This window comes from Streptosporangium sp. G12 (assembly GCF_052983175.1).
On the sequence record NZ_JBRIQO010000027.1, the window covers coordinates 101,948 to 115,387 of the forward strand.

A 13,440-nucleotide genomic window follows, 5' to 3' on the forward strand; every position below is an offset into this window, starting at 1 on the left:
CCGCGCTCGCGCCGCCGCGAGGCCGAACGCGGGAGCCCACCGCGCGGGAGCCGCGGTGACGACCGCGCCGGTCGCGCCGGCCCACCGCGAGCGCGATCGGGGCGCTATTCGGGCGGAGGGTAGAGGTCGAACCCGTACAGGCCCTGGTCGCCGCCCGCGGCCAGGGTGAAGCCGCTGGGGAACCAGGCCAGGCAGTTGAGGCCCGCCTCGACCCGAGCTCCGGCGGCGGACGACTCGCCGTACCTGTCCCACACCCGGATGGTGCCGTCGTCGGAGCAGGTGGCGAGCAGGTTGCTGTCCGGGGAGATGGCCACGCCCCGGATCCTTCCCTCGCCGCCGGACAGTCTCGCCCGTTCCGTGCCGCCCGCCGACCAGACACGGGCGCCGCCGTCGTCGAAGCAGGCGGCCAGCCAGGTGCCGTCGGGGGCGATCGTCACCCCCCGGGCCGGTCCCGGGCATCCCTTGAGCGAGGCCCGCGCCTTCCCGTCGGCTCCCCACAGACCGGCCGTCCCGTTGGCGGAGAAGATGGCGAACCATCTGCCGTTCGGCGCCACGGTGATCTCGCCGATGTCCTCCACCCTGTTCCTCAGGGTGGCGTACCTGCGGCCGTCCGGTTTCCAGAGCTGGATCTTCCCGTAGATGGACAGGGTCGCGAGCCAGCCGCCGTCCGGGGAGATGAGGAGGTGGGCCGTCGCCCTGACGTTCGCGACCAGAACGGCGCGCTCGGTGCCGTCGGCCCACCACACGCGGGCGGTGCCGTCCTCGGAGCAGGTGGCCAGCCAGGTGCTGTCGGGAGCGATCACCACCTCGCGCACCGGCCCGGTGTGACCGGCAAGCACCGCCCTCCTGCTGCCGCCCGCGCCCCACAGCCGTACGGTCCGGTCGGCCGACCAGGTGGCCAGCCAGGTGCTGTCGGGAGCGATCGCCACCCCGCGCAGGCGTCCCGCGTGCCCCGTCGGGATGGCCCGCCTGCGGCCGCCGGCGCCGCGTATCCGGACGACGTGGTCGGCCGACCACACGGCCAGCCACGTCTTGTCCGGCGAGACAACGCCGTGGTGGCTGTTCTCGAGGGGAACGGTGAGGGTCGCCCCTTCTATCCTGTCCTCGTTCCAGAGCTTCACCGACCCGTCACCGGAGTGCGTGGCGATCCAGCTCCCCTCGGGGGAGATCGTCACCTGGCGCACCGTCCCGGTCCGGCCCCTGCGGCTCTGCCGCGCGGTGCGCTCCGACTGCCAGATCCGGATCGTCCCCTCGTCGGAGCAGGCGGCCAGCCAGCCGCTGTCCGGCGCGATCACCACCTGACGAACCACCCCCGCATGACCCGTCAGAGCGGCCCGCTCAACACCGTCGGCCTCCCACAGCCGCACACTCCGATCACCGGAGAGAACCGCCAGCCAGCCGCTGTCCGGCGCGATCACCACCTGACGAACCACCCCCGCATGACCCGTCAGAGCGGCCCGCTCAACACCGTCGGCCTCCCACAGCCGCACACTCCGATCACCGGAGAGAACCGCCAGCCAGCCGCTGTCCGGCGCGATCACCACCTGACGAACCACCCCCGCATGACCCGTCAGGACGGCCCGCTGCCTGCCGCCGGCCTCCCACAGCCGCACCGGACCGGTGGACGCCCAGGTGGCCAGCCACGAACCGTCGGGAGAGATCCGCATGCCCGATCCCGCCCCGGTGTGTCCCGTCAGGACGGCCCGCTCGACGCCGTCGGCTCCCCACAGGCGCACGCTCCCGTCTCCGGAGAGGGTCGCCAGCCACGAACCGTCAGGTGAGACGGCTATTTCGGAGACCTTGCCGATCGGCCTGTCCCGGCCGGAGACCTTCTCGTCCTCCTGGCTCCAGCCGCGCATCCTCAGGACGTCTTTCAGGCGTCGCGGCTTGGTTCTCACCCGGACCCGGCTCCTGAGGACCAGCCGTCTCCTCCCACCGGGACTCCAGAGAGCGACCCGTCCCGTCGCGGAGCGGGACGCCAGCCACGAACCGTCCGGCGCGGCCACCAGCCCGGCGAGCTTTCCCGCCCCGCTTCGCAGGGCGGCTCGCCTGCTCCCGTCGGGATTCCAGAGGCGGCCCTTCCCGCTCGCGGAGAGGGTCGCCAGCCACGACCCGTCGGACGCCGCCACCATCGCGGCAAGCTTTCCCGTCCCGGTGCGCAGGACGGCCCTCTCGGTGCCGCCGATCCCCCATATCTGCACCTTCCTGCTCCCGGAGCGGGTCACCAGCCACGAGCCGTCCGGCGCGACGACGACCTCGTGCACCGGTCTTCCGTGGGTGGCCAGCGTCGTCCGGGTGGTGCCGTCGACCTTCCAGATCTGCGCGCCGCCGTCGCGGGCGTGCACGACGAACCGTGACCCGTCCGGTGTGATCGACACCTCGTCGAGCCGTCTCGTCGCCGAGGTCAGGGTCCGCAGGAGGCAGGTGGCGCCGTCGTCGGGCAGCGGCCAGCGGGCTCTCAGGAAGGTGGTCTTGTTCTCCTGGCTGTAGCGCTCGACCGACGCCCGCATCGGCGGGAACGCGTAGAGGCGGGCCAGCAGGTTCGACGTGGAGACCGCGTCCGACTCGAAGGGGGTCAGCAGGTGGGCGCTGCGGTCGATCAACCGGCGGACCCCGGCGACGGAACGGGAGGTCGACAGGGCCAGGTCCGCCTCCGCCGCGGCCACCCCGAACGCGCGTACCCGGGCGACGAACCACCGCACGTCGTGCAGGAGCGACTCCAGCTCCCGGTATCTCCTCGCCTCGGAGAGGTGGAACAGCAGGTGGTCCCAGAGGTAGGGCACGGTCCGGGGCAGCCTCCACCATTCGGCGTCCGCCGTGAGGTCGTCGTCGGGTATCAGGTTCCTGGCCTCGTCGAGGAGGTCGCGGTTGGCGGCCTCGGCGCGCTCCTTTCCCAGGCCGCCCTCCGAGCGGACGGCGGAACGGACGACGTCGTGGATCGTGATCGACGGCGTCGTTCCCCTCGCGTGACGTCTGCTGACCAGTGAGAGGTCCTGGAGCCTTCCGCAGAGCCGCTCCGCCTGCTTGGACGTGAGTCCCGCGGTGCCCCGCCAGAGAAGCTCGACGACGGTGACCGGTATCTCGGCGTCCTCGGGGAAGACGCCCAGTTCCAGGAAACGGGCGCGGTCGAACGCGCCGAGGGCCTCGAGGCCGTGCTCGACGGTGGCGAGCACGGCGGTCTCCCGCTGGGAGGCGACGGTGACGTCCAGGACGGCGGGTACGGCCCGGCCGAGCCGCTCGGCCGCCCGGCGTGCGGCGACGTCGGCGTTCGTTCCCGCGCCGTGCTCGTCGCGCAGCCGCGCGTTGACGAGGGACAGCAGCAGCGGCCATCTCCCCGTCAGTCCGACCAGGTCGCTGACGACCCCGGGGTTCATCGGCGGCAACCCCCGGCTCAGCACCTGGACGGCCACCCGCGGCGCCATCTCGTCGACGATCATCGCGATCGCCTTCGGGGGCAGCGCCCGGGGCAGCCGGGTCGTCACCAGCACCCGGGACCGCACGGCCGCGGCCAGGAAGGGGCGCAGTTGCCTGAGGCTCCACACGTCGTCGACCACCAGCAGCACGCGGCCCCGCTCCGCCAGGGCCTCGGCCATCCGGTGACCGGCCTGCTCGGGGCTGGAGAACTCCGGCCGGACGCCCAGCACGGCCTCCGTGACGTCGTTGGCGAGCGCCGCGATGTCGGCACCGGCGCGGTCACGGCCCACGGTGACCCATATGACGCCGCCGCCGAACCGTTTACGCACCTCGTCGCTGTGACACGCCTCCACGGCCAGGGAGGTCTTGCCGAACCCGCCCGCCCCGGCGAGGCCGGTGGTCAGCCCGACCGTGCCCGAACCCCTCATCGTCAGGGTGGAGACCACGTCGTCCAGCTCGGTTCTCCTGACCCAGCCCGGCTGCCTGTCCGGCACCAGGAAGAGCCCGCCGCGCGTGCGTGACTCCCTCAGTTTCGGCGTCAGCCATGTCAGCAGGACGACAAGGGAGGCGGTTAATCCGAAAATCGCGATCCATTCGATCCGGTGCTCGACGACCGTGTCCGGAAGATATTCTTCGACCATTCGCACCGGAAGTCCGACCAGGATTCCCAAAACCACCAGAATCGCCGTGGCGACATCGGTGATTCTTTTTGTGCGACGAGTCACCGTCCACCCCTACAGTGCCGACCCCTGCCCCGACGGGCGCCGGGAACCCTGGACGCACGATATCTGTTCCCCATTGCCGCTGAGTTGAATCACCGAGGTTTCGGCAATTAAAGCGCATACGAAAACCGCGTTGCACAGTTTGAGCTGCTATGTCCACGACATCGTGGCCGCCATTCCGGATCCATTCAAGGTAGATCCTTTCGTGTGACAACGCGACCGCCCCCGGTGACCTCTCCTGGAGCGTCCGGGAGAGGGTCCGAAGAAGGTGATGGAACGACGAACCGCCCCCGCGCCCATCGGGCCGGAGACGGCGCGGGACGCCGTCGGGCCGCGGAGGGCGCGGGAGCGGTTCGGTTCTGACGGGCCGGGCCTCGCCGGCCCGATCCGGCCGGACCTGACAGGTCCGGCCGGATCGGGTCTTGAGGTCACGGATCGCGGATCGCGGATCGCGGATCAGCGCTGCAGGTCGACGCAGGAGTAAAAGGCGTTGGCGGTGTCGGCGATGTTCCAGACGGCGAGGATCTTCAGACGGCCGGTCCTGCCACCCAGGTTCACGTTGTGCGAGACCGTGGCGCCGGGCTGCCTGCCGCCGTCGTTGAACACCGCGATCCGGGTGTTGCCGACGTAGTACTCCCACGTGCTGGTGGCGTGGCGGGCGGTCAGCACCCAGTTGAAGGTGACCGAGTTGCCCACGCTGGTGGCCGGCCAGCCCTTGCTCTCGTCGCTGAGCTGGGAGAACCGGGCGATGTTGGCGTGGCAGTTCCGCAGGCCCTTGGGGCCCTCCACGCTCTGGGGCTCGTAGATGATGTCGCCGCAGTTGGAGACCCGGCCCTGGGCGCACATGGCCTGGCGGCTCGGCGGCGACGAGATGTAGCCGTGCGCGTTGGCGGGCGAGGCGATGAACACGGTCGAGGCGACGGCGATGATCGCCATCGCGAGGAAGGTGACCGTTCTGCGCATGTCCTGCTCCTTCGCTGGGGGGTGACTCGAATATAAAAGAAAGTTTCCTAACAGTAAACATTCGAGTCATGAAATATTCGGAAGCCGGTCAGGCACGACGGCCCCTTCGGCCGGGCCCCGGGAGCGGCGGTTCTCACGGTTGGCCGCCCGGTCGCTCTTTTCGGGGATGACGGCCCTGATGTGGCGTCGGCACAGATGGCCGCGGTTGTCGCGGGAGGAACGGGAGGGAGCAGGCCTTGTCGGCGGCCGCCGCGGCAGGGCGGGTACACGGGCGGCCGGACCTTGATACGAGCCAGGACGGCGCGAAACCGCGCGCTGTCCCCGCTTGCCCCACGGTCAAACGGTCAACGCTTGCCCCACGGCCAAGACGAAGGACAGCGGACGACATCGCCGGTCGACCGGCAGGTGGACCTTGCCGGTCACCCGCCCCGAGAAAGGCCGGGCTGCCCACGGGCAGCGGCCCCGGCGATCATCGTCTGCGAAGGAGGTGCGCCCGAGCTCGGCGCAGATCGTGTGGACGGCGTCGACTCGGGCGGCCGGCAGGTGGGTGTGCTCGCGCGGCGGGAAGGTCTCCCCCGGCCGTTTCGTGAACCTGGAACGGATCACCATCGGGACCCGGTGGACGTCTCCCGAAGGGACGCGACCCCTACGGAACTCTCGCGACCATGCCGAAGATGCCGGGTTCCGCGAGGTCGGGGATGGGGTCGAAGTCGTCCTCGGGGCGCCAGCCCTGGACGGGGACGATGCCCGGAGCCAGGAGCTCCAAGCCCTCGAGCCACGCGGCCATGTCCGCGCGGGTGCGGCCGACGACGGCTCCCTGACGGGTGCGGCCGTACAGCTCCTGGCCCTTCTTCGCCAGGTCTCCGGTCAGCTCGCCGGGGTGGCCGTGGGAAATGGCCACGTAGCTGCCGGACACCAGCGGGCGACGGATCTCGGCGATGATGCCGGCCGCCTCCTCGTCGTCGGGGATGAAGTGCAGGACGGCCAGCAATAACACTCCCACCGGCTGGGTGAAGTCCAGGTAGTCGTGGACCGTGGGGTGCCGCAGCAGGGCGGCCGGGTCGCGGATGTCGGCCGGGACGACCACCGTGCCGGGGTTGTCGGCGAGCAGCGCGCGAGCATGGACGAGCACCACGGGATCGTTGTCGACGTAGACCACCCGTGAGCTCGGCGCCGCGCGCTGGGCCACCTGATGAACGTTCTCCTGCGTCGGCAACCCGGCGCCGATGTCGAGGAACTGGCGGACGCCCGCGTCGACGAGGGTGCGCACGGCCCGGCTCAGGAAGGCACGGTTGGCCCTGGCGTTCTCGCGCGCGTTCGGCACGGACTGGAGCACCATATCGGCGGCTTCACGATCCAAGGCGAAGTGGTCCTTGCCGCCCAGCAGGTAGTCGTATATGCGTGCCGCGCTCGGCACGGTCAAGTCCACGCCCGGTATATCCATGGACAAAAGGTTAATGAATCAAGCTCCTTCATCGGCGTTTTTCGCGCAAAGGCTGGACATCGGTCCCCGGCCGCCCGAGCGAGGTCTGCGCGCTCGCCAGGAGTCAGCCGTTCCGGCATGCACGACCTCGGCCGAACGTAGAGGCGCTCGATCAACGATCTTCCGCACCGGCCCGCCTGGCGACGCCGCGACGCAGGACCCCGGCAAGCCACGAGACCGGCCCCTGCCTCCGAGGCTCGATCATGTGGCTGAAGCTCCTCACCCCAGCCACATGATCGAACCTCTGAACCGGCTCTAGACCGCTTCCGCGCGGACACGCAGGGCAGCCTCGACCATGTTCCTGAGGCTGGCCTCCGTCTCCGGGTAGTCGCGGGTCTTCAGGCCGCAGTCGGGGTTGACCCAGAGCAGGGCCGGATCCACCGAGGCCGCGGCCGTACGCAGGGCGGCCTCGATCTCCCCGACCGAGGGCACCCTGGGCGAGTGGATGTCCCACACGCCGGGCCCGATGCCGCGCGCGTAGCCGAAGGCGCGCAGGTCGTCCAGGAGTTCCATCCGGGAGCGGGCCGCCTCGACGCTGGTCACGTCGGCGTCCAGGTCGCCGATCGCGCCGATGATCTCCCCGAACTCCGAATAGCACATGTGGGTGTGGATCTGCGTGCTGTCGGCCACCCCGCTGGTGGCCAGCCGGAACGCGGCGACCGCCCACTCCAGGTATGCCTCGTGGTCGGCCCGCCGCAGCGGCAGCAGCTCCCGCAGCGCGGGCTCGTCGACCTGGATGATCCTGATGCCCGCCGCCTCAAGATCGCGGATCTCGTCGCGCAACGCCAGCGCCACCTGCCTGGCGGTCTCGCCCAGTGGCTGGTCGTCGCGGACGAACGACCAGGCCAGCATGGTCACCGGGCCGGTGAGCATGCCCTTGACCGGCTTCTTCGTCCGCGACTGCGCGTAGGAGGCCCAGCGCACCGTCATCGGCTCGGGACGGGAGACGTCGCCGAACAGGATCGGCGGGCGGACGTAGCGGCTGCCGTACGACTGCACCCAGCCGTGCTCGGTGGCGGCGTAGCCCTCCAGCATCTCGGCGAAGTACTGGACCATGTCGTTGCGCTCGGGCTCGCCGTGCACCAGCACGTCCAGGCCGATGTCCTCCTGCAGCGCGATGACGCGGTCGATCTCGGCCTCCATCCTGCGCTCGTACCCGGCCCTGTCGATGTCGCCCGAGCGCATGGCGGCGCGGGCCTGGCGCACCTCGCCGGTCTGTGGGAAGGAGCCGATGGTGGTGGTGGCCAGCGGCGGCAGGCCCAGGTCGGCGTTCTGCACGGCGAGCCGCTCGGCGTGCGGGGCGCGCGGGCTGCCCTCGCCCAGGGCATCCAGCCTGGCTCGCACCCGGGGGTTGAGGAACCGCTCGACGGTCCTCTCCCCCGCGACGACCTCCTCGCCGTTCAGCGCCCGGCCGATCCGTACGACCTCGTCGACCTTCTGCCTGGCGAAGGCCAGCCGCTCGCGCAGCCGCGGGTCCAGCGAGGTCTCGGCGTCCAGGTCGAGCGGGACGTGCAGCAGCGAGCAGGAGGTGCTCACCACCAGCCGGTCGCTCAGGCCGAGCAGCGCGGCGCAGGTCGCCAGCGCCTTCGCGATGTCGGTACGCCAGACGTTGCGGCCGTCGACGACCCCGGCGACGAGGGTCTTGCCGGGCAGCCCACCGGCGGCGGCCAGCGCCTCCAGGTTGCCGGGCGCCGAGACGAAGTCCAGGCCGACGGCCTCGACCCGGCTGCGGGCCAGGATCTCCAGTGCGGGCCCGATCTCGCCGAAGTAGGTGGCCACCAGCAGCCGGGGGCGGCTGCTGAGCTCCCCCAGCCGCGCGTAGGCCCGGCGCAGCGCGGCCAGCTCCTCCTCCGTATGGTCGGCGGCCAGTACCGGCTCGTCCAGCTGCACCTCGGCCACCCCCGCCGCGGCCATCCGCTCCAGCAGCTCGGCGTAGGTCTCCAGCAGGCCGTCCAGCAGCCGCAACGGCGCGAAGCCGGGCTCGGTGGACTTGGCCAGCAGCAGGAACGACAGCGGCCCGACCAGCACCGGCCGGGTCTCGACGCCCAGCCGCCGCGCTTCGGCGTACTCGGCCAGCGGCTTGCTCCAGTCGAGCCGGAACCGGGTCTCGGGGCCCACTTCCGGAACCAGGTAGTGGTAGTTGGTGTCGAACCACTTGGTCATCTCCAGCGGTGCGACCCCCTCGGCGCCGCGGGCCATCGCGAAGTACGGGTCCGCGGCCCCGGAAAACCGCTCGGGCACCGCGCCCACCATGACGGTGGTGTCCAGCACGTGGTCATACAAGGAGAAGGTGTTGGACGGCACCGCGTCCAGCCCCGCCTCCGACAGCTCCCGCCACACTCCTTGCCGCAACCCGGCGGCCGTCTCCTGCAAGCCGGCGGCGTCGACCCGCCCGGCCCAGTGATCCTCCGTCGCCCGCTTCACCTCGCGACGGCCCCCGATACGGGGATAACCCAAAACGGTCGTGGTGACCTTGCTCATGGCGTCCTTCCCTCGGCTCATGCCATGCCGACCCACGGCCACACGGAAGGAACACCCAGGAAAAACCCATCCCAGGCCCTCCCACGAGACCACGGATCACCGCACACCGGACGGCGCACGAGCGGCTGGCAGGTCTTCGGACTCGCGGGCATCACACACACTCCTACTGACCGTCGCTTCCCAGATGACACGCACCCAGTGCCGATGACGGCGTTCGTTCCCACTCACCGCTGCGGGGCAGTCCCGGAATCACACCGGGTTCCCTCTTACGACTCCCGACACCAACACGGCACCGGGAGAACCAACCGCGCCACGAGCATAACCCGCCCCCACCCCCACCGGACCGGGACGCCACCCAGCGGATCGATGAGGCAGGGATCACCTTCGATCACCCGGCCGCGCGCTCATCCCCATCAGCGTGAAGTAACCCTCAGCGGACCGTGGCTGTCTAGAACTAACCATTGCGCTACTTTCTGTCAAAGTGACAGAAATCTAATGTCGCCTCCATGAGCGATGACCGATGGGAGCCACCAGCCGTCCTGCTCGCCGTTGACCTGGTGATCCTTACCTTGCGCGAATCGCGCCTGCACGTGCTCCTCGTCGAGCGTGGCATCGAGCCGTGCAAGAGTGCCCAAGCTCTGCCAGGCGGCTTCCTTCAGCATTCGGGAGAGAGCCTCATCGAGGCGGCTCACCGGGAGCTGGCGGAGGAGGCCGACCTGGATGTCGAGACACTCCGCCTTGAGCAACTCGGCGTCTATGACGACCCTGGCCGTGACCCTCGCGGCCGGGTGGTGAGCGTTGCCTATCTGGCCATCGCCCCTCGGCTGCCCGAGCCGATCGCCGGGACCGACGCCGCCCGCGCAGGCTGGCAATCCACCGACCGGGTGCTTTCCGGAGCGTTGAAGCTCGCTTTCGACCACCGGCACATCGTCGCGGACGGCGTCGAGCGCGCCCGCGTCAAGCTTGAGCATTCCGCACTCGCCACAGCCTTCTGCAGGCCGACCTTCACGATCACCGATCTCCAGGACGTGTACGAGGCGGTATGGGGGATGCCACTCGACCCCCGCAACTTCTACCGCAAGGTCCAGAAGACCGAGGGCTTCATCGTCTCTGCCGGTTCGGCACGGAAGGCCGCGACCGGACGACCGGCTCGGCTGTTCAAAGCCGGCCCTCGCGACGTTCTGAACCCCCCGATGATCCGGCCCACCGACTCGCCAAACGGAAAGGAACCAACGCAGTGAGCCTCGTCGTGATCCTCACCGCACGTGTCACCGCCTATGCGGAGCTGCGTGACTTACTGACACTTTCGTGTCGCGACCGCTGACGCTCTCGTGACGCGGTCACTGACATCTGATGTCGCAGCCCGCTGACACTATTGCTAACTGCCATGAGAGTGTCAGCGTGCGGGCGTCCGGCTCGTCGTGCCTGATGTTCGATTCTTCGACGGCTCGGGGTGGGCTGCGGTGGCCCGTCGTGATCCTGCGGCACCCCCGCCCCCTCGTGTGAGGGGGCGGGGGCGCACTGTGCGGGGCCCTCAGGTTTGATCGTCAGGGCTGGTCATGGAGCTGGGTGCGGGTGGCTTCGGCTTGCTCGGTGATGGTGGCCAGGACGGGGGCCGGGACGTTCTTGTCGGCGAAGGTGTCCACGAGCTGGCCCAGGACGGTGTCGGCCTGCTTGAGGTCACCGGCGCGGGCGTGGGCGCGGGCAAGGCGGCGCATGGTCTCGTTCAGGGTGATGTTGTCGACGCCGGCGTCGGTGCCGGAGTCCAGGGTGGTCTCCACGACCGCACCGAGCTGTTCGATGCTGGTGTCGGTGTCGGCGGGACGGACTTCGACACCGCCCTCGGTGAGGGTGAGGAAGTGGCGTCCGGCGTTGGCGCCCTTGACCATCCGCGCGTACACCGCCAAGGGGTGGTCGCCGTGGTCGGCGATGAGCTGGTCCAGGGCGGCGTTGCCGTCGGCGAGCTGGGGTGCGTCGGAGCCGAGCAGGGCCAGTAGCTTGCCCTGCTGGGGGCCCATCAGCAGGTCGCCGGCGGCCTTGTCGTTCTCGTCGGCCGGCGGGTTGATCTGGATGAGGTGCTCGGGGGAGGCGACGGTGGAGTCGTCGGGGGCGTAGTAGCGGGCGGCGAGCCGGTAGGTGCCGGGCTGGTCGAAGGTGAAGCCGCCGGCGCCGTAGCCGATGTAGGCGCTGTCATACAGGGCGGGGGTGTCGGCGTCCAGGGTGAGGCGGTGGGCCCGTCCGCAGGTGCGGGCGATGGGCTGGAAGGGCCGGGTGGCACCGGCCGGGTCGGTGACCAGAACGGTGAGGTGGCTCCCTCCGGGCTTGAGGTCGTCGAAGGCCTGCGCTGTCGGCGTGCTGCCGTCCAGGGACAGTTTGATCTCGGCGGTGACGGGCTCGCCGTGGGAGAAGGTGTCCTTGCCCGAGACCTCCAGGCGCAGCCCGGACCGGCTGGCGGCGGGCAGGTCGTCGTCGGGCAGGGCGGGCCGGTGGGCGGAGTCGGTCCCGTAGGCGCTGCCGCCCATGACGACGTGGTTGTAGAAGCCGTGGCGGATGTGGCGAAGCTCGTTTTCGGTGAACTGCCAGGTGAACCTCGAGTAGAAGGCGGCCTCGCGGTCCTCGCCCTCTGGCTCGCCCTTGTACTCGTCGGCGTAGTTCATGAACGACAGGTCGCCGTAGCCTTTCAGCGGCCCGAGCGGCTGCGGGGGGTTGCTGAGGTTCTTCTCCCAGGAGTGGGTCAGGTTGAGGGTGTGGCCGATCTCGTGGATGCAGCTGAAGAGTCCTTCGCGCCGCCCGACGTACCCGGCCTCCACCGCGGCGTCGTAGAAGATGGCCATGCCCTGGCGCTGGAACTTCGGGTCCTCGTCGCGGTCGTCGAACGAGGTCCCGTCGATGCGGCTCTTTTGGGTCGGGTCGGTGTCCTCGTAGCGGTTGGCGATGAAGGTCCACAGCTTCCACTGCTGGGTGTCGCGATGAAGGCTGAAGTGGCTGACCATCGCGGCGTGCAGCTCGGCTTTCGACCAGGCCAGATTCTCTCCGGCTCCCTCCATGGAGATCTCGTTGGGGATGCCCGCGGTGCGCAGTTCGACGCCGGCGTCGGCGTAGGCCGCCTGGGCCGTCATGATCCGCTTGTCCAGGCCGGGCGGGCGCGGGTGGTCGGTGGTGGCGTACTGACTGACCGGCTGGGTGCCGGCGACGTAGTCGATCTCCCAGTCGATGGTCCGCAGGAACCGGGAGACGTAGGGGCAGGTGTAAACGACGGGTTCGAGTTCGTCGTCGGTGCTGCTGCGGGTGACGAAGGCGGTGCCGCCGGGGGCGAGCGTGTCGACCGTCACCGACAGCTCGAGCCGCGTGGTCGGCTCGGCATAGGTCGCGGTGCCCTCCAGAACGCCCGGCAGGGCGAGCGGCTCGGCGCCGTCCAGCACGAAGGAGTTGACGTACTCCTCCCCGTCATCGGTGATGTTGAAGATGTCTCCGGACACGATCGGGAGCGCGCCGACCAGGTCGACCCGCAGGTCGATCTTTGAGCCACCGTCCTCGGTGGTGCCGATGAACCGCCCCGCGGCCGGCAGGCGGGGCTTTTGGTAGTCGGCGGGCAGGGCGGCCAGTCCGGCCATCACCTCATCCCAGGTGCCCACGGCTATGGGGCCGGTGTCCCAGTCGAAGTCCATCGCCTTGTCGCCCTTGATGAACAAGGTTCGATGCGCCCCGCCGGGCAGGCACATAACGGCGTGATCAAAGTCGCCGCTCATGTCCTCGGGCAGCATCTTCCACCCGGCGCCCTCCATGCCCGACAGCGGGCCCTGATAGCCCACGCCCTGGCCCCACACGATGACCGCGCACTGATCACCCTTGATCAGCATGGTGCGGCGTATGTCGTAGACGTTGGGCAACTGCACGGCGACATCGAGATCGCTGCGGAACGCGGCCGGGATGTAAGCTCCCACGGCCGGGTAGCTGGTGATCGGCCCCCGGTAGAGGACTTTTTTGTGCCAGTCCTGCTCCAGGCACTGGTCGCCGGCCAGGAAGAGCGTGGAGCTGTGGCTCAGGCGTATGACGCCGTCGCTGCAGCTGGCGAACGGCTCGGGCAAAGTGGCGAACGCCCCGTCGAACGCCTGTGCCAGCGGCTTGTGCCATTGCAGAGCCTTCGTGTCGACCAGCGCGGCCTCATCACCGCGCAGGAACCACAACGTCCACGGTTGGTTCAGCGTCGTCGTGACGACCGCGGAGAATCCTGTGGTCTTGCTGCGCAAAAGCCCCATCGCATGCCTCCCAGCCGGGCCCGGAGGGCCCACGGCGCTGACGCTAGGCAATCTCCCCGATACTCACAATGACCGCCGCAAGTCAGGTCAGACCGAAACAAACCGAACGAAGTTCTCA

At 69.7% G+C, this 13,440-nt stretch carries 6 protein-coding genes and 1 riboswitch; of the genes, 1 reads left to right on the plus strand and 5 read right to left on the minus strand.

All coding sequences use genetic code 11. The features are described 5' to 3' along the window. Nucleotides 1–104: 104 nt before the first annotated feature. The 4 genes from ACVCAG_RS35105 to metE all read right to left on the minus strand — a co-directional run bounded on the left by ACVCAG_RS35105 (nt 105) and on the right by metE (nt 9,063). Nucleotides 105–4,055 (minus strand): NB-ARC domain-containing protein, encoded by a 3,951-nt coding sequence (locus tag ACVCAG_RS35105; RefSeq protein ID WP_440085843.1) that lies wholly within the window; start codon nt 4,053–4,055, stop codon nt 105–107. A 537-nt stretch (nt 4,056–4,592) separates the two neighbouring features. Further along, nucleotides 4,593–5,099, minus strand: coding sequence for a lytic polysaccharide monooxygenase (locus tag ACVCAG_RS35110; protein WP_440085761.1), 507 nt, complete (start codon nt 5,097–5,099; stop codon nt 4,593–4,595). A 646-nt stretch (nt 5,100–5,745) separates the two neighbouring features. Next, nucleotides 5,746–6,543, minus strand: coding sequence for an SAM-dependent methyltransferase (locus ACVCAG_RS35115; RefSeq protein WP_447191152.1), 798 nt, complete (start codon nt 6,541–6,543; stop codon nt 5,746–5,748). A 294-nt stretch (nt 6,544–6,837) separates the two neighbouring features. Continuing rightward, nucleotides 6,838–9,063, minus strand: a complete 2,226-nt coding sequence (gene metE / locus ACVCAG_RS35120; RefSeq protein WP_447191153.1) for a 5-methyltetrahydropteroyltriglutamate--homocysteine S-methyltransferase — start codon at nt 9,061–9,063, stop codon at nt 6,838–6,840. 110 nt (nt 9,064–9,173) lie between these two features. After that, nucleotides 9,174–9,384, minus strand: a riboswitch (cobalamin riboswitch). A 185-nt stretch (nt 9,385–9,569) separates the two neighbouring features. Here metE and ACVCAG_RS35125 point away from each other — a divergent pair. Then, on the plus strand, nt 9,570–10,304 hold the full coding sequence (locus tag ACVCAG_RS35125; RefSeq protein WP_440085758.1) for an NrtR DNA-binding winged helix domain-containing protein: 735 nt from the start codon (nt 9,570–9,572) through the stop codon (nt 10,302–10,304). Between the two features lie 306 nt (nt 10,305–10,610). Here the strand turns inward: ACVCAG_RS35125 and ACVCAG_RS35130 are convergent, their stop codons facing one another. Then, on the minus strand, nt 10,611–13,322 hold the full coding sequence (locus ACVCAG_RS35130; protein ID WP_447191154.1) for a hypothetical protein: 2,712 nt from the start codon (nt 13,320–13,322) through the stop codon (nt 10,611–10,613). Between the last annotated feature and the right edge of the window lie 118 nt (nt 13,323–13,440).